Annotated in this window: 17 protein-coding genes and 2 tRNA genes; 4 read left to right on the forward strand and 15 right to left on the reverse strand. The window is 69.8% G+C overall.

Annotation, left to right across the window (positions count from 1 at the left end; translation table 11 throughout):
- Positions 1-4: 4 nt before the first annotated feature.
- The 7 genes from mreD to CW362_RS22805 all read right to left on the reverse strand — a co-directional run bounded on the left by mreD (position 5) and on the right by CW362_RS22805 (position 8,708).
- Positions 5-676: a rod shape-determining protein MreD gene (gene mreD / locus CW362_RS22775; RefSeq protein ID WP_103551378.1), complete on the reverse strand. Its 672-nt coding sequence runs from the start codon at positions 674-676 to the stop codon at positions 5-7.
- A gap of 19 nt (positions 677-695) precedes the next feature.
- Positions 696-1,634, reverse strand: a complete 939-nt coding sequence (gene mreC / locus CW362_RS22780; protein ID WP_103551379.1) for a rod shape-determining protein MreC — start codon at positions 1,632-1,634, stop codon at positions 696-698.
- Positions 1,635-1,851: 217 nt separating this feature from the next.
- Positions 1,852-2,871, reverse strand: coding sequence for a rod shape-determining protein (locus CW362_RS22785; RefSeq protein WP_103551380.1), 1,020 nt, complete (start codon positions 2,869-2,871; stop codon positions 1,852-1,854).
- Positions 2,872-3,311: 440 nt separating this feature from the next.
- Complete coding sequence (gene ndk, locus CW362_RS22790) at positions 3,312-3,725, reverse strand: nucleoside-diphosphate kinase (protein WP_045557536.1); 414 nt, start codon at positions 3,723-3,725, stop codon at positions 3,312-3,314.
- A gap of 229 nt (positions 3,726-3,954) precedes the next feature.
- Positions 3,955-4,320, reverse strand: coding sequence for a DUF4233 domain-containing protein (locus CW362_RS22795; protein WP_103551381.1), 366 nt, complete (start codon positions 4,318-4,320; stop codon positions 3,955-3,957).
- A gap of 5 nt (positions 4,321-4,325) precedes the next feature.
- Complete coding sequence (gene folC / locus CW362_RS22800; protein WP_206301024.1) at positions 4,326-5,864, reverse strand: bifunctional tetrahydrofolate synthase/dihydrofolate synthase; 1,539 nt, start codon at positions 5,862-5,864, stop codon at positions 4,326-4,328.
- A gap of 219 nt (positions 5,865-6,083) precedes the next feature.
- Complete coding sequence (locus CW362_RS22805) at positions 6,084-8,708, reverse strand: valine--tRNA ligase (RefSeq protein WP_103551382.1); 2,625 nt, start codon at positions 8,706-8,708, stop codon at positions 6,084-6,086.
- Positions 8,709-8,845: 137 nt separating this feature from the next.
- Between CW362_RS22805 and CW362_RS22810 the strand changes: the two genes are divergently transcribed.
- A complete protein-coding gene (locus CW362_RS22810; RefSeq protein WP_103551383.1) occupies positions 8,846-9,814 on the forward strand; it encodes a hypothetical protein in 969 nt (322 codons plus the stop codon).
- A 168-nt stretch (positions 9,815-9,982) separates the two neighbouring features.
- On the opposite strand, the gene clpX is transcribed toward CW362_RS22810, so the two are convergent.
- From clpX to CW362_RS22835, 5 genes are all read right to left on the reverse strand, one after another.
- The gene (gene clpX / locus CW362_RS22815; protein WP_103551406.1) at positions 9,983-11,269 is read right to left on the reverse strand and encodes an ATP-dependent Clp protease ATP-binding subunit ClpX; all 1,287 of its coding nucleotides are present in this window, start codon (positions 11,267-11,269) and stop codon (positions 9,983-9,985) included.
- A 160-nt stretch (positions 11,270-11,429) separates the two neighbouring features.
- A complete protein-coding gene (locus CW362_RS22820; protein ID WP_037618822.1) occupies positions 11,430-12,110 on the reverse strand; it encodes an ATP-dependent Clp protease proteolytic subunit in 681 nt (226 codons plus the stop codon).
- Positions 12,111-12,226: 116 nt separating this feature from the next.
- The gene (locus tag CW362_RS22825) at positions 12,227-12,832 is read right to left on the reverse strand and encodes an ATP-dependent Clp protease proteolytic subunit (RefSeq protein ID WP_162684185.1); all 606 of its coding nucleotides are present in this window, start codon (positions 12,830-12,832) and stop codon (positions 12,227-12,229) included.
- A 463-nt stretch (positions 12,833-13,295) separates the two neighbouring features.
- Positions 13,296-14,672 carry a trigger factor gene (gene tig / locus CW362_RS22830; RefSeq protein WP_103551385.1) on the reverse strand — a complete coding sequence of 459 codons (1,377 nt, stop codon included), beginning with the start codon at positions 14,670-14,672 and terminating at the stop codon, positions 13,296-13,298.
- Positions 14,673-14,882: 210 nt separating this feature from the next.
- Positions 14,883-14,959, reverse strand: a tRNA-Pro gene (locus CW362_RS22835).
- Between the two features lie 151 nt (positions 14,960-15,110).
- Between CW362_RS22835 and CW362_RS22840 the strand changes: the two genes are divergently transcribed.
- Positions 15,111-15,184 (forward strand) — tRNA-Gly (locus CW362_RS22840).
- 267 nt (positions 15,185-15,451) lie between these two features.
- Here the strand turns inward: CW362_RS22840 and CW362_RS22845 are convergent.
- Positions 15,452-15,646 carry a hypothetical protein gene (locus CW362_RS22845; RefSeq protein WP_103551386.1) on the reverse strand — a complete coding sequence of 65 codons (195 nt, stop codon included), beginning with the start codon at positions 15,644-15,646 and terminating at the stop codon, positions 15,452-15,454.
- A 644-nt stretch (positions 15,647-16,290) separates the two neighbouring features.
- Between CW362_RS22845 and CW362_RS22850 the strand changes: the two genes are divergently transcribed.
- The gene (locus tag CW362_RS22850) at positions 16,291-17,553 is read left to right on the forward strand and encodes an acyltransferase family protein (RefSeq protein WP_103551387.1); all 1,263 of its coding nucleotides are present in this window, start codon (positions 16,291-16,293) and stop codon (positions 17,551-17,553) included.
- A gap of 153 nt (positions 17,554-17,706) precedes the next feature.
- Here the strand turns inward: CW362_RS22850 and CW362_RS22855 are convergent, their stop codons facing one another.
- Both CW362_RS22855 and CW362_RS22860 read right to left on the reverse strand, forming a co-directional pair.
- Positions 17,707-18,162 (reverse strand): HD domain-containing protein, encoded by a 456-nt coding sequence (locus CW362_RS22855; protein WP_240657976.1) that lies wholly within the window; start codon positions 18,160-18,162, stop codon positions 17,707-17,709.
- A 60-nt stretch (positions 18,163-18,222) separates the two neighbouring features.
- On the reverse strand, positions 18,223-19,395 hold the full coding sequence (locus CW362_RS22860) for a PP2C family protein-serine/threonine phosphatase (RefSeq protein ID WP_103551388.1): 1,173 nt from the start codon (positions 19,393-19,395) through the stop codon (positions 18,223-18,225).
- A gap of 170 nt (positions 19,396-19,565) precedes the next feature.
- Between CW362_RS22860 and CW362_RS22865 the strand changes: the two genes are divergently transcribed.
- Positions 19,566-20,795, forward strand: a complete 1,230-nt coding sequence (locus CW362_RS22865; protein ID WP_103551389.1) for a GNAT family N-acetyltransferase — start codon at positions 19,566-19,568, stop codon at positions 20,793-20,795.
- Positions 20,796-20,827 lie beyond the last annotated feature (32 nt).

A 20,827-nucleotide genomic window follows, 5' to 3' on the forward strand; every position in this document is an offset into this window, starting at 1 on the left:
GTGGTCACAGGCGCTTGACCCCCTTGATGCGTCCGGCGCGGGCGACCCGTGCCTTGGCCGCCTTCACGCGCAGTCCGCCGCGCTGGCTGCCGATGCGCAGGCCGGTGCCGGAGGACAGCCAGCCGGAGGAGACGTCGGCCGTCTTGGCGGACGGACCGCCGTCGGAGAGCGGATCGTTCTCGGCCCGCCGGGCCAGCGCCATCAGCACCGGGACGACGAAGGGCGCGAGCAGCAGGTCGTAGAGGGTGGCCGTGATGAGCAGGCTGCTGAGTCCGACGTGGCGGGCGGCGGTGTCGCCGACGAGTGCGCCGACGCCCGCGTACAGCACGGTGGAGCCGATCGCGGCGGCGACGACCACGGCCATGGGGCCGGTGGCCGACTTGAGCCGGCCGTTCTCGGGTCTGGCCAGGCCGGCGAGGTAGCCGACGACGCAGAGCACGAGGGCGTAGCGTCCGGCGGCGTGGTCGGCGGGCGGGGCGAGGTCGGAGAGCAGGCCCGCACCGAAGCCGATGAGCGCGCCGCCGACGTGGCCGTAGACCAGGGCGAGGGCGAGCACGGTCAGCAGCACCAGGTCGGGGACGGCGCCCGGGAGATGGAGTCGGGCGAGAACGCTCACCTGGATCACCAGGGCGACGACCACCAGGGTGACGGAGAGCAGCATCCGGTTGAAACGCATGGGATTCGGCTCCTCCTGCTTACTGCTGCTGGCCGAGGTCGGGGGCGCTCGCCGAGGGGGTGGCCGTCACGGTCACGGTCGGCGTGGGCGTCGGCTTGGGTTTCGGGGGCAGCACGGTGTCGCGGGGGTCGCTCTTGGGCGCCCCGACGACGACACCGACGATGTCGAGCTTGGTGAACGAGACGAACGGCGTCACGTAGATCGTGCGGGTCAGGTCGCCGCCGGAGGGGTCGACCCGGGAGACGACGCCGACGGGGACGCCGGGCACGAACGGCTTGTCGGACTGCGAGCCGAAGGTGACCAGCCGGTCGCCCTTCTTGATCTTCGCCTTGGCGTTGAGGAGTTCGACGCGCAGCGGGCGGTCGCCCTGCCCCGCGGCGAAGCCGAGTTCGTCGGTCGACTCCATGCGGGTGCCGACGGTGAAGTCGGGGTCGTTGGCGAGGAGCACGGTCGCGGTGTCCGGGCCGACGGTGGTGACGCGGCCGACCAGTCCGTCGCCGTTCAGGACGGTCATGTCGCGCCGGATGCCGTCGTTGGCGCCGACGTCGATGGTGACGGTCCAGGAGAAGCCCTGGGCTGCGCCTATGGCGATCACTTCGGCGCCCTTGATGCCGTACTGGCCCTCGCCCGCCACCTTGATCATCTTGTCGAGCTGCCTGAGGCGGCTCCGGTTGCGGTCGTCGCTGCCGAGCTTCGCCTTCAACGCCGCGTTGTCGTGCTCCAGTTGGGCGATGCGGCTGTGCCGGTCGTCCGAGTCGCGGACCGCGGAGATCGCGTTGCCGACGGGGTCGACCGCGGACGACACCCCGTTCTCGATCGGGCCGAAGACCGTCGCGGCGGCCTGGCGGGCACCGTCGACCGGTGAGTCCTGCCCGCCGCGGATGTCCACCGTGATCAGTGCGAACGCGATGGCGATCAGCAGCACCAGGAGCAGCCGGCTCTCTCGTGTGTCCCTCACGTGCGGCGGCCGTGCCTTCCTCGTCGTATTGGGTCAACAGGGGCGCACCCCGGGCGAAAAGGACGTCCACGGTGCGATGAGGCTGGGGTGGGGGGGTGAGACGGTGTGGCTGTTTTGGGGGAGGTTATGACTCTATGTCGCAGGAGTTTATGCCTCCATACCAACGATCCGCCGCACGAGAAGGGGTGATCTCGTACGGCGGAATCGAAGTGTTACGTCATCTGCGGGGCTGGGCGTCCAGGACCTGCTGGAGCGCCTCGAACTCCTCGACGCACTTGCCGGAGCCGAGCGCCACGCTGTCGAGCGGGTCCTCCGCGATGTGGATCGGCATGCCGGTCTCACGGCGCAGCCGCTCGTCCAGGCCACGCAACAGGGCTCCGCCACCGGTCAGGACGATGCCCCGGTCCATCACGTCGCCGGAGAGCTCGGGCGGACACTTGTCGAGCGTCGTCTTCACGGCGTCGACGATCGCGTTGACCGGCTCCTCGATCGCCTTGCGGACCTCCGCGGCGGAGATGACGACCGTCTTGGGCAGACCGGAGACCAGGTCCCGGCCGCGGATTTCGGTGTGCTCGTCAGTGTCGAGGTCGTACGCCGAACCGATCGTGATCTTGATCTGCTCGGCCGTCCGCTCACCGAGGAGGAGGCTGTACTCCTTCTTGATGTGCTGGATGATCGCGTTGTCCAGCTCGTCACCCGCGACGCGGATGGACTGGGCGGTGACGATGCCGCCGAGCGAGATGACCGCGACCTCCGTGGTGCCGCCGCCGATGTCCACCACCATGTTGCCCGTCGCCTCGTGGACCGGCAGGCCGGCGCCGATGGCCGCGGCCATGGGCTCCTCGATGATGTGCACCTGTCGGGCGCCGGCCTGGGACGACGCCTCGATGACGGCACGGCGCTCGACGCCCGTGATGCCCGAGGGCACACAGACGACGACACGGGGGCGGGCGAGGTAGCGCCGCTTGTGGATCTTCAGGATGAAGTAGCGGAGCATGCGCTCGGTGATCTCGAAGTCGGCGATGACGCCGTCCTTCAACGGGCGCACGGCGACGATGTTGCCCGGCGTCCGGCCGATCATCTTCTTGGCTTCCGCGCCCACCGCGAGGATCCCGCCGGTGTTGGTGTTGATCGCGACGACGGAAGGCTCGTTGAGTACGATCCCTCGACCCCTGACGTACACCAGCGTGTTGGCGGTCCCGAGGTCGACAGCCATGTCACGGCCGATGAACGACATTGAGTTCCCCATCAGGATTCGTCTGGCCTTCCCAAAGCGTGCTTTGACGGCTTTTTAGGGACGGCGCGAGGTTGGTGCAGCGACGTGAACGCTCCCATCGTAGACGCGCCTGCACGAACACTGCGCGATGGTCCTGGCCATTGTCGGCAGATGGCGGAGCGACTCGCTCGTGGAGACGCGCCATCGGGGTCACCCGTTCCCTCGATCAGCACGCATATGCCACGGGACGGCCGGATTTTTCACGGCCGTCCCAGGTCAGACTGTCGAAGCCGCACTGACGCAGCCTCAGAAAATTCTTTGAAAATGTACTGCCCGACAGGCTCCGGAGACGGTCACGGGCGGCCCCGGAGAGGCCGCCCGTGATCTCGGCGAGGCCGTCCGTACGCGAGACCGTGACCGTCCGTGCGCACGGACGCCGAGCGGAACCGTCGTCCGTGCGCTCAGGCGCGGCCGGGGAAGAAGATCTTCACCTCGCGCTCGGCGGACTCCTCGGAGTCGGAGGCGTGGATCAGGTTCTCGCGGACGATCACGCCGTAGTCGCCGCGGATGGAACCGGGGGCGGCGGCGATCGGGTCGGTCGGGCCGGCCAGGGCGCGCACGCCCTCGATGACCCGCTCGCCCTCGACGATCAGGGCCACGACCGGACCGGAGGCCATGAAGGCCACCAGCGGCTCGTAGAAGGGCTTGCCCTTGTGCTCGCCGTAGTGCTGCTCCAGCGTGTCCTGGTCCAGGGTCCGCAGCTCCAGCGCGGTGATCTGCCAGCCGGCCTTGCGCTCGATACGGCTGATGATCTCGCCGGTCAGGCCGCGACGGACGGCGTCGGGCTTGAGAAGGACGAGGGTGCGCTGGCTCACGGGAAAGCTCCTTCGGGTCACACTTGTGCGGATGACCGAGGCTACAGGGCGTGTCCGGGTGGCCGTCGCACAGCGTCAGGTGGTACGGGGGCACGCCTCCGCCCGCCGGTGCTGCGCGCTCGCGCGCCCCACGGACCGGGCGGGCCGCTGTCCGCCCGCCCCGGAACGGCCCCGGCCGGTCCGGGGCCGCCGCCTCGGGCCGGGTTCCGCCCCGGACCGGGTCGCCGCCTCAGGCCGGGTTGCCGCCGGGCTCGGTCTGCGCCTGCGCCTGCGCGGCGAACCTGGCCTTGGCCTCGTCGATCTTCCGGCCGTAGTGGACCGAGGCCCACCACAGGGCGGCGAAGGCCGCGCCCAGGATGAACATCGACGGCACGAAGACGCCGCCGGCGATCAGCAGGATCTGCAGCGCCCAGCCGAGCTGGACACCGCCGGGCCGCGTGATCATGCCGCACAGCAGCACGCTCAGCGCCATCAGGACCCCGCAGACCGTCCAGACCGTGGCCGTGGACAGATCGGGTTCCTTCATGGCGACGAGCCCGGCGAAACCGATGACGAAGAACTCGCCGATCAGCGTGGAAGCACAGAGCGTACGCACGTGGGTCAGCCCCTCCCCAGGAGCAGTCGGACCTCGCCGACCGTGATGACGGATCCGGTGACCAGTACGCCCCCGCCCGCGTACTCACCCTCTTCCTCGGCGAGCGTGATCGCGGCCTCCAGGGCGTCGTCCAGGCGCGGTTCGACCTGTACCCGGTCCTCGCCGAAGACCTCGACGGCGATCCCGGCGAGTTCGTCCGCGTCCATCGCGCGATGGCTGGAGTTCTGGGTCACGACGACCTCGGCGAAGATCGGCTCGAAGGCCTCGAGCACTCCGCGCACGTTCTTGTCGCCGCTCACGCCGACGACCCCGATCAGGCGGCTGAAGTCGAAGACCTCGCTCACCGCCTCGGCGGTGGCGCGGGCACCGGCGGGGTTGTGCGCGGCGTCGAGCACCACGGTGGGCGAGCGGCGCACGATCTCCAGCCGGCCCGGCGAGGTGACCGAGGCGAACGCCTTGCGCACGGTGTCGATGTCGAGCCGCTGGGCGTGCGCCGAGCCGACGCCGAAGAACGCCTCGACCGCGGCGAGCGCCACGGCGGCGTTGTGCGCCTGGTAGGCACCGTGCAGCGGCAGGAAGACCTCCTCGTACTCCCCGCCGAGGCCGCGCAGGGTCAGCAGCTGCCCGCCGACCGCGATCTGCCGTGACACGACCCCGAACTCGAGTCCCTCGCGGGCCACCGTCGCGTCGACCTCGACGGCCTTCTTCAGCAGCACCTGGGCCGCGTCGACCGGCTGCTGGGCGAGGATGACGGTGGCGTCCTGCTTGACGATGCCCGCCTTCTCGGCGGCGATCTCGGCGTGCGTCTCACCGAGCCGGTCGGTGTGGTCGAGGTCGATGGGGGTCACGACGGCGACGTCCCCGTCGATCACGTTGGTGGCGTCCCAGCTGCCGCCCATGCCGACCTCGACGACGGCGACGTCCACGGGCGCGTCGGCGAAGGCCGCGTACGCCATGCCGGTGAGCACCTCGAAGAAGGAGAGCCGGTACTCCTGCTGTCCGTCGACCATCTCGACGTAGGGCTTGATGTCGTTGTACGTCTCGACGAAGCTCTCGGCGGGAATCGGCGCCCCGTCCAGGCTGATCCGCTCGGTGATCGACTGCACGTGGGGGCTGGTGTAACGGCCGGTGCGCAGGTCGAAGGCGCCGAGCAGCGCCTCGACCATGCGGGCGGTGGAGGTCTTGCCGTTGGTGCCCGTGATGTGGATCGAGGGGTACGCGCGCTGCGGCTCGCCGAGGACGTCCATCAGCGCCGCGATCCTGCTGACGGACGGCTCCAGCTTGGTCTCGCCCCAGCGGGTGGCGAGTTCGGCCTCCACCTCGCGCAGCGCCTTGTCGACCTCGGGGTCGGCGGGCCGCGCGGGTACGTCGGCCTGGTGACCGCCGCCGCCCTGGGTGCGCAGGGTGCGGCTGCCGGCCTCGATCACCGCGAGGTCGGGGTCGCGCTCGGTCTCGTTCGCCACGATCTCCTCGAAGAGGCCGTGCGGGTCACGGTCTTCCGGCTCGTCGGACGCGCTGCTGTCGTGCGGGGGGAGGTCACTCACGGGGCCAGTCTACGGAGACGGCGGGGTGTGGGGGCGTGTGGGGCCCCATGGGGTTTTTCGCCCCCTCCGCCCCTACCCGTCCCGTCACGGGGTCGCTGCCCCCGGCCCCCGGGTACGGGTCGGGCAGGGGCGGAGGGGGCGAAGAAGGTCTGGCGGGTACGGGGAAGGCCCCCGGAACGGGATGGTTCCGGGGGCCTTCACCTGCCTCGGTGCGAGCGGCTACGCCTCGGGCAGGCGCTCCAGCTGGGTCTGGATGCGGGCGATGTCCTCGTCCGCCTTGGCGAGCCGGCCGCGGATCTTGTCCACGACGTTGTCCGGGGCCTTGGCGAGGAACGCCTCGTTGCCGAGCTTGGCGTTCGCCTGGGCCTTCTCCTTCTCGGCTGCGGCGAGGTCCTTGGCCAGACGCTTGCGCTCCGCGGCGACGTCGATCGTGCCCGACAGGTCGAGCGCGACCGAGGCGCCCGCGACCGGCAGGGTCGCCGTGGCCGAGAAGCCCTCGCCCTCCGGCTGGAGCCGCAGCAGCTGGCGGATGGCCGCCTCGTGCGGGGCCAGGGCGGTCCCGTCGAGGGTCAGCCGGGCCGGGACCCGCTGACCGGGCTGGAGGCCCTGGTCGGCACGGAAGCGGCGGACCTCCGTGATGACCTGCTGGAGCTGCTCGATCTCCTGCTCGGCGGCCTTGTCGCGGAAGCCGCTGTCCTTCGGCCAGTCGGCGACGACGACGGACTCGCCGCCGGTCAGCGTCGTCCACAGCGTCTCGGTGACGAAGGGGACGATCGGGTGGAGGAGGCGGAGGGTGACGTCCAGGACCTCGCCGAGGACCCGGCCGGAGACCTTCGCGGGCTCGCCGCCCGCCATGAACGTGGTCTTGGACAGCTCGACGTACCAGTCGAAGACCTCGTCCCACGCGAAGTGGTAGAGGGCGTCGGAGAGCTTCGCGAACTGGAAGTCCTCGTAGAACGCGTCGACTTCGGCGATGGTCTCGTTGAGCCGGGAGAGGATCCAGCGGTCGGTCGCCGACAGCTCTTCCGGCTCGGGCAGCGGACCCTCGACCGTCGCGCCGTTCATCAGCGCGAAGCGGGTGGCGTTCCAGATCTTATTGGCGAAGTTCCGGGAGGCCTGGACCCAGTCCTCGCCGATCGGCACGTCGGTACCGGGGTTGGCGCCCTTGGCGAGGGTGAAGCGGACGGCGTCGGAGCCGTACTTGTCCATCCAGTCGAGCGGGTCGACGACGTTGCCGAAGGACTTCGACATCTTCTTGCCGCGCTCGTCGCGGACCAGGCCGGTGAGGGCGATGGTCTTGAACGGGACCTCGCCGTCCATCGCGTACAGGCCGAACATCATCATCCGGGCGACCCAGAAGAAGATGATGTCGTGGCCGGTGAGCAGGACGTCCGTCGGATAGAACTTCTGCAGGTCGGGGGTGTTCTCCGGCCAGCCGAGGGTGGAGAACGGCCACAGGCCGGAGGAGAACCAGGTGTCGAGGACGTCGGTGTCCTGCGTCCAGCCCTCACCGGTCGGCGGCTCCTCGTCGGGACCGACGCAGACGACCTGCCCCTCCGGCCCGTACCAGACCGGGATGCGGTGGCCCCACCACAACTGGCGCGAGATGCACCAGTCGTGCATGTTGTCGACCCAGTCGAAGTAGCGCTTCGACATGTCGGCGGGGTGGATGGCGACCCGGCCGTCGCGGACCGCGTCACCGGCGGCCTGCGCCAGCGGGGCGACCTTGACCCACCACTGCATCGACAGGCGCGGCTCGACCGTCGTCCTACAGCGCGAGCAGTGGCCCACGGAGTGGACGTAGGGGCGCTTCTCGGCGACGATCCGGCCCTGCGAGCGCAGTGCGCCGACGATGGCGGAACGGGCCTCGAAGCGGTCGAGTCCCTGGAAGGGGCCGTGGACCGTGATGACGGCACGCTCGTCCATGACCGTGATCGACTCCAGGCCGTGGCGCTGGCCGATCGCGAAGTCGTTCGGGTCGTGGGCGGGGGTGACCTTGACGGCACCGGTGCCGAACTCGGGGTCGACGTGGGTGTCCGCGACGACGGGGATGGAGCGGTCGGTCAGCGGCAGCTTGATCCGCTTGCCCACGAGGTGCTTGTAGCGCTCGTCGTCCGGGTGGACGGCGACGGCGGTGTCACCGAGCATGGTCTCGGCACGGGTGGTGGCCACGACGAGGGTCTCGTCGCCCTCCCCGTACTTGATGGAGACGAGCTCGCCGTCGTCCTCCTGGTACTCGACCTCGATGTCCGAGATGGCGGTGAGACAGCGCGGACACCAGTTGATGATGCGCTCGGCGCGGTAGATCAGCTCGTCGTCGTACAGCTTCTTGAAGATGGTCTGGACGGCCTTGGACAGGCCCTCGTCCATGGTGAACCGCTCACGGTCCCAGTCCACGCCGTCCCCGAGCCGGCGCATCTGGCCGAGGATCTTGCCGCCGTACTCTTCCTTCCACTGCCAGACCCGCTCGACGAACTCCTCGCGGCCCAGGTCGTGGCGGGACTTGCCCTCTTCGGCGAGCTGCTGCTCGACCTTGTTCTGCGTGGCGATGCCGGCGTGGTCCATGCCGGGGAGCCAGAGCGCCTCGTACCCCTGCATGCGCTTACGGCGCGTCAGCGCGTCCATCAGCGTGTGCTGGAAGGCGTGCCCGAGGTGCAGGCTTCCGGTGACGTTCGGCGGCGGGATGACGATGGTGTACGGAGGCTTCTCGCTCTTCGCGTCGGCGGCGAAGTAACTCCGTTCTACCCAGCGCTCGTACAGCTTCCCCTCTACCTCGGCCGGCGCGTACTGGGTCGGCAGTTCGGTACTGGGCGCTGATGGCTGCTGCTGAGCGTTCTCGGTCACGGGATCAGTTTAGGGGCGTCACGCCCATGTCCCGAAACGGGATTACTTCGTAACGGTGTACCCCCTGCGGACCTGGGGGCCTGACCTGTGCGTCAGGATGTCAGGAACACATAAGGCATCTAAAGGGGAACCCAGAAATGAGCTACAACCAGCCGGGCCCGTACGGCGGGCAGCCCCAGCAGCCCGGACCCTACGGCCAGCCGGGTGGCCAGCCCGGCCCCTACGGCCAGCAGCCGCCGGCCCCCCAGCCCGGCTACGGCTACCCCCAGCAGGCCCCCCCGGCCCCCGGCTACGGCTACCCCCAGCAGGCTCCGGGTGTCCCGCCGCAGACTCCCCCGTACGGCCAGCAGCCCGCCTACGGGCAGCAGCCCCCCTACGGCACGGTCCCGATGCCGCCCGAGCCGACCGGCGGCAAGAAGAAGACGGCCCTGATCATCGGCGGCGCGGCCGTGGTGGTGGCGATCGCGGTGGGCGCTTATCTGGTGCTCGGCGGCAGCAACAGCAGCAGCTCCGTCGCCGACGACGGCCCGCACAAGCTGACGACGCCGGCGACGGTCCTCGGCGGCGAGTACAAGAAGGCCGACAACGCCGACGGCGCCGACGACGGCATGACCAAGGACGACCTGAAGGACGCCGAGGGCTGGGGTGTGAAGAACCCCAAGGACGTCAACGCGGCGTACCAGTCGGGCGACAAGAGCAACCCGCTCGCGATGAAGCAGATCACCTTCGGCGGTGTCTGGGGAACCATCGACGAGCCGGAGAAGGCCGTCGACAACATGTTCGCCGGCATGAAGAAGGAGCAGGAGAAGGAAGGCACCAAGGACGGCGAGTTCATCGGCAGTCCGAAGGCCTACACCCCGAGCGCGCTGGACGGTGCCGTCCTCAAGTGCCAGGAGATCAAGGTCAAGAACGACTCGTCGGGTTCGGGCGCGGCGGCCGGGCCCAAGGAGTTCACGATGCCGGTCTGCATCTGGGGCGACCACAGCACCCTCGGCCTGGTGATGCCGATCGACTTCGCGAGCATGATGGCCGGCAAGGGCAGCACGCCCGAGGCCGCGGCCGAGACCGCCGCGAAGCTGCGCAAGGACGTCCGCGAGAAGATCTGACGTCGCTCGTGGACGCGCTCGACACGAGGGGGCCCGGCCCGACGGCCGGGCCCCCTCACGTACGCGGCCCGGTCGTCCCGCGCCCCGACGGGGCGGATCGGGACCGGGCGGAAAAAGAGGGAGCCCGGCGAGCGGTCGCCGGGCTCTCCTTCGTCGCGGGTGCGGCGTCTAGGCCGTCTTCTGCTCCCCCGGGCCGCCGCGGCGGGCGTCCCTCGGGATCAGGGTGGGGTTGACGTTGCGCAGGACGACGTCGGCGGTGATGACGACGCGGGCCACGTCCTTGCGGGACGGGACCTCGTACATCACGGCCTGGAGGACTTCCTCCATGATGGCGCGCAGGCCGCGGGCGCCGGTCTGGCGCAGGATGGCCTGGTCGGCGATGGCCTCCAGCGCCTCGCGCTCGAAGTCCAGCTCCACGCCGTCGAGTTCGAAGAGGCGCTGGTACTGCTTGACCAGGGCGTTGCGGGGCTCGACCAGGATCTGCAGGAGCGCCTCGCGGTCCAGGTTGTGGACCGAGGTGATGACGGGCAGACGGCCGATGAACTCGGGGATCATGCCGAACTTGACCAGGTCCTCCGGCATGACGGCCTCGAACTGGTCCTTGGACTCCAACTCGCGCTTGGAGCGGATCGTCGCGCCGAAGCCGATGCCCTTCGCGCCCGCCCGGGACTCGATGAGCTTCTCCAGGCCCGCGAAGGCACCGCCCACGATGAACAGGACGTTCGTCGTGTCGATCTGGATGAACTCCTGGTGCGGGTGCTTGCGCCCGCCCTGCGGCGGCACCGAGGCCGTCGTGCCCTCGAGGATCTTGAGCAGGGCCTGCTGCACGCCCTCGCCGGAGACGTCGCGCGTGATCGACGGGTTTTCGCTCTTCCGGGCGACCTTGTCGATCTCGTCGATGTAGATGATCCCGGTCTCGGCCTTCTTGACGTCGTAGTCGGCGGCCTGGATCAGCTTCAGCAGGATGTTCTCGACGTCCTCACCGACGTATCCCGCCTCCGTCAGCGCCGTCGCGTCGGCGATGGCGAACGGGACGTTCAGCATGCGCGCGAGGGTCTGGGCGAGGAGCGTCTTGCCGGAGCCCGTGGGGCCCAGCAGAAGGATGTTGGACTTCGCGAGCTCGATGGCGTCCTCGCGGTTCTGGCCCGTGGCGTTCTCGCCGGCCTGGACGCGCTTGTAGTGGTTGTACACCGCGACGGAGAGGGCCTTCTTGGCCGACTCCTGGCCGACCACGTACCCCTCGAGGAACTCGTAGATCTCGCGGGGCTTGGGAAGTTCCTCCCAGCGCACCTCGCTCGTCTCGGCGAGCTCCTCCTCGATGATCTCGTTGCAGAGATCGATGCACTCGTCGCAGATGTACACACCGGGGCCTGCGATGAGCTTCTTGACCTGCTTCTGGCTCTTGCCGCAGAACGAGCACTTGAGCAGATCGCCGCCGTCACCGATGCGTGCCACGGTGTGCTTCCCCTTCGCCTGGGAGCCGCCTGGATCCAGCGGCTCCTGGTGCTGCCTTATGTCCGACGGTACCTTGCCGAGCCCCTCGTTCGGGCCCCCCTTGGCGCGGTTCACTTTGTCGTGAACCGCGCCAAGGGGCGGCAGACGATACAGCGATACGTCACACGACCGCGGAGTTGTTCATCTTGCGGGTGGAAATGATCTGGTCGATCAGGCCGTACGCCAGCGCGTCCTCGGCCGTGAGGATCTTGTCGCGCTCGATGTCCTCGCGGATCTTCTCGATCGGCGTGGTCGAGTGCTTGGCCAGCATGTCCTCCAGCTGACCGCGCATCCGGAGGATCTCGTTCGCGGCGATCTCGAGGTCCGAGACCTGACCGCGTCCGGTCTCGCTGTAGGGCTGGTGGATCAGCACGCGGGCGTTCGGGAGCGCCATGCGCTTGCCCGGGGTACCGGCGGCCAGCAGGATCGCGGCGGCCGAGGCGGCCTGGCCCATGCAGACCGTCTGGATGTCCGGCTTCACGAACTGCATCGTGTCGTAGATGGCCGTGAGGGCCGTGAACGAGCCGCCGGGGCTGTTGATGTAGACCGAGATGTCGCGGTCGGGGTCCATCGACTCCAGGCACAGCAGCTGCGCCATGACGTCGTTGGCGGAGGCGTCGTCGATCTGCACGCCGAGGAAGATCACGCGCTCCTCGAACAGCTTCGCGTACGGGTCGTACTCGCGCACGCCCTGCGAGGTGCGCTCGACGAAGCGCGGGATGACGTAGCGGGACTCCGCGCGAGGACCGGTGTACTCGGCCTGCGTGCGGGCGTAGAGGCCGCTGCCGGGGAAGTCGTTCACTGTGTCTCCTGGAAAACCTGAAAGGGCTGAGCGGTCGGCTGAGAGCACGCCGGGCGCCCGGTGCCACTCGGGGGCGGGAAGGGGCTCCGCGCCGCTCTCGGGGGCGCTGGAGGGGCTTACGACGCCCCGGTACCGCCACCGCCCGGCATTCCGGCAGCGGTAGGCACGATGTCGTCGATGAGGCCGTACTCCTTGGCCTCGATCGGGTCGAACCAGCGGTCGCGGTCCGAGTCGATGGTGACCTGCTCCACCGTCTGGCCGGTGTGGAAGGCGGTCAGCTCCGCCATCCGCTTCTTGGTGTGCAGCAGTCGCTCGGCGTGGATCTTGATGTCCGACGCGGAGCCCGCGAGACCCGCGGAGGGCTGGTGGATCAGGATCTCGGCGTTCGGCAGGGCGAAGCGCTTGCCGGGGGTGCCCGCGCTGAGCAGGAACTGCCCCATCGAGGCCGCCATGCCCATGGCGATCGTCACCACGTCGTTCTTGATGAACTGCATGGTGTCGTAGATCGCCATGCCGGCCGTGATCGATCCGCCGGGGCTGTTGATGTAGAGGTAGATGTCCTTGTCCGGGTCGGCGGCAAGGAGCAGCAGCTGCGCCGTGATCTTGTTGGCGATGTCATCGTCGACCGCCTGGCCGAGGAAGATGATCCGCTCGCCGAGCAGTCGGTTGTAGACCTGGTCGCCGAGGCCACCACCGATAGGGTCGCCGGCAGCTGTGGGCATCAGATTCGTCACGTATCCACCTGCTCGTCTTACGACGGCGCCGGGCCGTCTCACGTCTTCTGCAGGGCCTGGGACCCCGGGTTCCGCGCCGCCTCCCGACGACGTCCGGAGACTCCCCTGCCCTCGTATTCATGGACCCTAACGCGCGGGTCCCTCCGGGGAATCCCGCAGAGGGAACTGTTCGCTGTGAGCGCATGCGCTGCGCCGGCTCCACCAGGGTCCCGGGCCCGTTCCCGGGGGCGGCGGCCGGTGGCCCGCACCCTCGAAAGGCCGCACCCGCCGGGGGGCGGGAGGATCCGAGTGCGGCCGCGGGGCGGTGGGGGTCGCCCGCGCAGTTCCCCGCACCCCTGGGTAGGCCGACGGGGCCCGCGGGAGAAGGTCCCGTCGCTCCTCCCGGACAAGCCGACGGGCCCCCGGGGACTCGAAAGTCCCCGGGGGCCCGTCCGGGCTACTGCTGAGGCGATCAGGCCTCGGGCTCGTCCTCGGCCTCGGCGTCGGTGGCCTCGACGGTCTCGGCCGTCTCGTCCTCCTCGTCGTCCAGGTCGACGATCTCGCCGTTGGTGTCCTTGACCGTGGCGGCCTCGACGACGACCGCGAGGGCCTTGCCGCGGGCGACCTCGCCGACGAGCATCGGGACCTGGCCGCCCTCGACGACGGCCTGGGCGAACTGGTCGGGGGACATGCCGGAGGAGGCCGCGCGCCGCATGAGGTGCTCGGTGAGCTCCTCCTGGTTGACGTTCAGCTTCTCCTTGTTGACGAGCTCGTCGAGGACGAACTGCGTCTTGATGCCCTTGACCGCGGCTTCCTTGGTCTCGGCGTCGAACTCTTCCTCGGTCTTGCCCTGGATCTCCAGGTACTTCGCGAGGTCGAGGCCCATCTGGCCGAGCTGGTGGTGCTCGAGGTTGTGCTTGCGGGTGTTGATCTCGTCCTCGAGGAGCTTCTCGGGGACCGGCACCTCGACGAGCTCCAGCAGCTTCTCCAGGACGCGCTCCTGGGCCTGCGTGGCCTGGTCGTACTGCTTCATGTTCTCGAGGCGCTTGCGGCTGTCCGCCTTCAGCTCGTCGAGGGTGTCGAACTCGGAGGCGAGCTGCGCGAACTCGTCGTCCAGCTCGGGCAGTTCACGCGCGGCGACCTGGGTGACCTTGACGGTGACCTCGGCCTCCTTGCCGGCGGCGGAGCCGCCCTTGAGCTCGGAGGTGAAGGTGGCCTCGCCACCGGCCTCCAGGCCCTTCACGGCCTCGTCGATGCCGTCGAGCAGCTCGCCGGAGCCGATGGTGTACGAGACGCCGCTGGCGACACCGTCCTCCAGGACCTCGCCGTCGACCTTGGCCTCGAGGTCGATGGTGACGACGTCGGCGTCCTGGGCGGCGCGCTCGACCGGGGAGGTCGACGCGAAGCGCTCGCGCAGGTCGGAGACGGCCTTCTCGACGTCCTCGTCGCTGACCTCGACGGCGTCGACCTCGACCTCGATGCCGGAGTAGTCCGGGATCTCGATGGTCGGGCGGACGTCGACCTCGGCGGTGAAGTTCAGCGTCTCGCCGTCCTTCAGCTCGGTGATGTCGACCTCGGGCTGGCCGAGGACGTTCAGCTCAGCCTCGTTGACCGCTTCGGTGTAGAACTTCGGGAGAGCGTCGTTGACGGCCTCCTCGAGAACGGCGCCGCGACCGAACCGCTGGTCGATGACGCGCGCCGGGATCTTGCCCTTCCGGAAGCCCTTCACCGTGACCTGCTGGTTGATCTTCTTGTACGCCGCGTCGAGGCTGTCCTTGAGCTCCTCGAAGGGCACCTCGACAGTGAGCCGAACCCGGGTCGGGTTCAGGGTCTCCACGGCGCTCTTCACGGTTCGGTCTCCTTGTGGCTGACTTCTTGGGGGGTTCTGCTGCGTGCCGCTGCCGGCCGGGCAGAGCCCCGGGCGGATTCCGCTGCCCCGAGAGACGAACACTGCAGACATACGGGCACGCAGCTTGCATAGTAACCGCAGGCGGTACACGCCCCAAAAGGTGATCTTGTCCGAGCGAGCCCTTCGAGGGTCCTTCGCAGGTCCTGCTGATGGTCGGGGTGGCGGGATTTGAACCCACGGCCTTCCGCTCCCAAAGCGGACGCGCTACCAAGCTGCGCCACACCCCGTCGGTGCGACACGTAGGGTACATGCCCGCAGACGGTGCGACCGCCGCATTTCGCGAGCTCCGACGCGGGCGGGAATGGGGTGTGCATTGCGGGCCGTCGACCCGCTACGATGCATTCTGTGCCGCGGTCGCTGACCTGCGGCGCACGCTGTGCGGGCGTAGCTCAATGGTAGAGCACTAGTCTTCCAAACTAGCTACGCGGGTTCGATTCCCGTCGCCCGCTCCACATGACATAAGGCCAGGTCAGAGGGTAGATCCTCCGCCTGGCCTTTGTCGTGTCCAGAGGCTCCGGTCAGCCCTTCGCGCCCGCCGCGTGCCCGTCCGGCCCCCGCGGCTCCCGCCCCCGGCACAAAGGCCGGGGGGAGCCGCGCGGCCTTCCGGGCGCGGAGGGGTCCGCCACCGGCGCGCGGAGCCGGTGACGCGCGCCCGGCGCCGGCCGTGCCGCCCGCCGCGCGCCCGCCTCCGGAGGCGGGCACCGTTCGCCGTGTTCCGCTCAGAAGCTGATCGAGTTGATGGTCTGCGCTATCGAGTCGAGGAACCGGTTGATGGACGGGGCCATACCGGTCGACGCGAGGAAGAAGCCGAAGAGCACCGCGACGATGGCGGGCCCCGGCTTGATGGATCCCCCTCGGATCAGCACCACGAGGATGATCGCCAACAGCAGCACCACTGACAGCGAAATGGCCACAACTGATCACACCCTACGGTCGGTCCGCTCTCCCGGCCCGGGGGTCAGCCCCGCACACCCCCGCCAGAACCATCGTGCCACCAACCGGCCATTCGTATGCGACAGGTGACGCATCATCGGCCGGGGACAGCCCCGTGAGTGACCCGGCACCCCACCGGAACAACCCGGCACACGCCGCCCGGTCATACGGAAAAACGTCAACCGCACTGCTCCGCAACGCAATTCGACGGTGGGCCCGGACGGCGAATTCACGGCACCGATTGCCGTGTCCACACATCTCGTTCGCAGATATTTCGAATTACCGCCGCGGGTGCACCGCGAACGCGGGGCACGGGCGAACGAAACCTACTGAACCATGACATACCCCCAGAGTCGCCCGCGGGCGTTATGCACCGATTGATCACCACAGAACGGTACATAACACCAGTAATCGGCAAGGGAGTCCATGCGTGGAAGTCGTGCGAATCGACAGGCACACATCTCCGAATCCGGGGTAGGCGCAGGCGATAAGCAGGAATGAGATCGGGCGTTTCACGAGAACGCACAGACGACGCTAGGGTGCCTCAGATGTTCCACGCCGCCACGCCCCCCGTACACGCAGCGAGGTCCAGATCCTTCCCCCTGAGCTCTTGGCGGGAGTGCCTGTGACCAACTCGCTCCGACTCCACGACCACCAGGGATCACCGCGTCCGACGGACCCGCGTCCGACGGACCCGCGTCCGACGGGCCCGGCGGACGCGGTACCGGGCCCCCGCACGCCCCGGACCTCCGCGGCGGCCGCCACCGGCGCCGCGCCGGCCGGCGGCCCCGCCGAACAGCGCGACCCCTTCTTCGACAACGCCAAGTACCTGGCGATCGTGCTCGTGGCCATGGGTCACGTGTGGGATCCGCTGAAGGGCCAGAGCCGGCTCCTGGAAGCGCTGTACATGGTCGTGTACGCCTTCCACATGCCGGCCTTCATCGTCATCTCCGGCTACTTCTCCCGTAACTTCGACATGCGCCCCGACCGCCTGAAGCGGCTGGTCACCGGCGTTCTCGTGCCGTACGTCCTCTTCGAGACGGCGTACTCCCTCTTCAGCCGCTGGGTCGGCGGCTCGGACCTGACGGTCAGCCTGCTCGACCCCTGGTACCTCACCTGGTTCCTGGCCGCGCTGTTCGTCTGGCGGCTGACGACCCCCCTGTGGAAGCTGGTCCGCCGGCCGCTTCCGCTGACCCTGTGCATCGGCCTGGCCGCGTCCGTCTCGCCGGAGATCGGTGACGACCTGGACCTCCAGCGGGTGTTGCAGTACCTGCCGTTCTTCGTCCTCGGCCTGTGCCTGAAGCCCGAACACTTCCAGCTCGCACGCCGCCGTGAGGTGCGCGTGCTGTCGGTACCCGTCATGGTCGCGGCGCTGGTCGTGGGCTACTGGGCGGCCCCCCGGATGAACGCCGCCTGGTTCTTCCACCGCGACAGCGCACAGGAGCTGGGGGTCCCCTGGTGGACGGGTGTCCTCATGACGCTCGCGCTCTACTGCTGCTCGCTGCTGCTCACCACGTGCTTCTTCGCCTGGGTGCCGCGGCGCAGGTTCTGGTTCACGGCGCTCGGCGCGGGCACGCTGTGCGGCTACCTGCTGCACGGCCTTGTCTTCAAGGGCTGCGAGTACGCGGGGTGGTTCGACCAGTCCTGGCTGCGCGAGCCGCTCGGGGAGGTCTTCGCGACGGTCGTCGCGGCCGCGCTCGTCACCGCCCTGTGCACACGGCCCGTCCGGCGGATCTTCCGGTTCTCGATGGAGCCGAGGATGGAATGGGCGTTCAAGCGGGACGCGACGGAGGTGGCCCGGGACCGGGCGAAGGCCGACGCTCGGCCGGCCGACGCGCAGCCGACCGCGGCACGGCCGGCCGACGCTCGGCCGACGGGCCGCGCGTGACCGACCGGCGTACGGGTGAGGGCGGGTCCGGAGAACCGGGCCCGCCCTCACCTCGTGTCGGCACGCTCTCCCCCGGCACCGGCCCGCCCGGGGGCCGCCGGCCGGGAGCACCCGGCGAGGAGGGCGGCGGGAAGCGGCCGAGGACGTCCTCGCTCAGCCCGGCGGCAGCCCCAGCAGCGCCCGCATCGTCGCGTACTTCCTCGTCAGACGGATCCGGGTGAGCTCGTCGAGGACCGCGAGACGGAGCGGGTCGGAGTTGTGCGCCAGGTCGGAGGCCTTGACCAGCAGGGCGCCCCGGGTGGTGCGGACGCGTCGCGCGTACGACTCCGGGGACTCGCCGTCCGCCTTGGTGAGCGCCCGCACGATGTCCTTCGTGCGGGGGCTCAGCGCGGCCTCCTCCAGCCAGTCCTCGGAGAGGGCGTCGTCCTCGACGGCGTCGTGCAGCCAGGCCGCGGCGATCTGGTCGTCGTCGCCCCCGCGCTCCCGGACGCCGTCCGCGACGGCCTGGAGGTGCTCGGCGTACGGACGGCCGGCCTTGTCGGTCTGGGTCGCGTGCGCCGCGCGGGCGAGCGCCTCGACTTCGGCCAGGGTCAGGAGAGGTCGGGTCACGCGATCAGTGTCTCCTCGGTACGGGCCGCCGCCCCGGCCGCCGGAATCCGCGGGGCGCGGTCAGCGTACCGGCGCCAGACCGTCGCGGCAGATGAGCAGGAGGGCCCGGTCGTCGTTGACGTCCCTGGCCACCGCCTCGATGAGGTGCCAGGCGGCGCCGTGGAAGCCTCCGGCGACGTAGCGGTCGGCCTCCCCCGTGAGCCGGTCGATGCCCTCGACGATGTCCCGGTCGGCGGTCTCGACCAGACCGTCCGTGAACAGCATGAGCACGTCCCCGGGCCGCAGCGATCCCTTCACCGGGTCGAACTGGGCACCGTCGTACACCCCCAGCAGGGGGCCCTCGGCGGCCTTCTCCTCCCAGCGTCCGCTGCCCGCGCTGAGCTGGAGGCCCGGCGGGTGTCCGGCCGAGAAGAGTTCGTAGTCGCCCGAGTCGAGGTCGAGCACCAGGTGGATCGAGGTGGCGAAGCCCTCGTCCCAGTCCTGGCGCAGCAGATAGCCGTTCGCGGCGGGCAGGAAGGCGTGCGGCGGCAGCGAGCCGAGGAGGCCGCCGAAGGCCCCGGACAGCAGCAGGGCGCGGGAGCCCGCGTCCATTCCCTTGCCGGAGACGTCCGTGAGGACGACTTCGAGGGTCCGGCCGCCGTTCGTCCGGGCGGCCACGACGAAGTCCCCGGAGAAGGACTGGCCGCCCGCCGGGCGCAGCGCCATCTCGCGGTGCCAGCCCACCGGCAGTTTCGGCAGCTTGCTCTGCACGCGGATGCGTTCGCGCAGGTCGAAGAGCATGGTGCCGCCGCGACGCCAGGGCACGCCCACCCGGCTGCGGAACTGCGCGATCAGCAGTCCGAAGAAGCCGCAGGCCGCGACGACCAGGACCACGCCCGGCGTGACCCGGGAGGGTCCCTCCGTGTACGGGCCGAGCTTCACGGACTCCACGATCAGCGCGGTGGCGGCGGCCGCGTACAGCCCGAGCAGGCTGGCGGGCCGCAGCAGCAGTCCGCCGGCCACGATCGGCAGGACCAGGGCGGCGGGCGAGCACCACACCGAGTTGACCAGGGTCGTGGAGGCGATCACCGGGATCATGATCAGCAGTCCGGCCAGCGCGATCCAGTCGGAACCGTCCCCGCGGAAGTAGTCGACGGCGGATCTGCGCAGCGCTGTGCGGGCCCGGTGCCATTGCATCTTCAACCGGGCCGTGAACGTATCGGCTTCAGCGCGCCGCTCTCGTCCTGCTGCCATTAGTTCGGGACCCTATCCATCGGACCAGGCGCTTGGCACGGGAGGTCCCACTTGTCCCCCTCCGAGCGCTCAACTTCACAGAGAACCGCACCGGAACATTCCGGTCGGGGGCCGTCGCGGCCGGGCGAAATTCCCTCGCTCGTACCGCATTGCCCTGGTAGGCATGGGCTATGACGACTGACGTCCGCGTACTGCGGCAGGCCGACTGGGACGAATGGTACGAAAACCTGATCCGCGCGTTCGGAGGTGTGGCGGAGTCGTCCGAGGAGCGCGAACTGTGGAACGCGCTCACAGAGTACGACCGTTCGCTGGGGGTGTGGGACGGGGAGAACTGCGTGGGTACGGCGGGGGCCTTCTCCTTCCGTGTCACGGTCCCCGGCGGCGCCTCGGTACCGGCGGCCGGGATCACGATGGTGAGCGTCGCGGCCACGCACCGGCGGCGCGGGGTGCTCACCTCGATGATGCGCCGCCAGCTGGACGACATCCGTGCCGGGAGCGAGCCGCTCGCCGTCCTGGTCGCGTCGGAGCCGGGGATCTACGGGCGGTTCGGCTACGGCATCGGGAGCCTGTCGGTCAGCGCGGAGATCGACACCGCCCGGGTCCGGCTGTCCGTGCCCCCCGGGACCGACGGCGTACGGCTGCGCTACGCGGCGCCGGCCGAGGTGCTGGACGCGTGCGAGGCGGTGTACGCGCGGCTCGTGCCGGAGCGGCCCGGGATGCTGGCCCGGCAGCCCGGCTGGCAGCGGCTCATGCTCCTCGACCCGGCGGACGAGCGGAACGGCGCCTCGCCGTTGCAGTGCGTGGTCGCCGAGCGGGACGGCGAGGTCGTCGGGTACACGCGCTTCCGGGTCAAGCCGGAGTGGGGTCCGGCCGGGTCCGACGGGGTGGTGACGATGGTGGACCTGGAGGGGCTGGACCCGGCGGCGCGGGCCGCGCTGTGGCGGTTCCTCTTCGACGTCGACCTGACGTCCACGCTGCGGACCCGGGGCCGGCCCGTGGACGACGCCTGGCAGCACATGGTCTCCGACATCCGCCGCTGTCAGCTGCGGACGAAGGACTCGCTGCACGTACGGCTCGTCGACGTCGGGGCCGCGCTGGAGGCCCGGACCTACCAGGCCCCGGTGGACGTGGTGTTCGAGGTCGAGGACTCCTTCTGCCCCTGGAACGAGGGGCGTTGGCGGCTCACCGGCGACGCCAAGGGCGCGGTGTGCGCCCGCACCGAGGACGCTCCTGATCTCGCCCTGTCCGTGCGGGAGTTGGGGGCCGCCTATCTGGGCGGCGTGTCCCTGGCCTCGCTCGCGGCCGCGGGCAGGGTGCGTGAACTGCGGGGAGGAGCGCTGGCGGAGGCCTCGACGGCGTTCACCTCGACGCTCGCGCCCTGGCTGCCGCACGGGTTCTAGGACCCGGCGCCCTCGCGGGTCACAGGTTCCAG

The organism is Streptomyces populi, from assembly GCF_002911015.1.
GTDB lineage: Bacteria > Actinomycetota > Actinomycetes > Streptomycetales > Streptomycetaceae > Streptomyces > Streptomyces populi.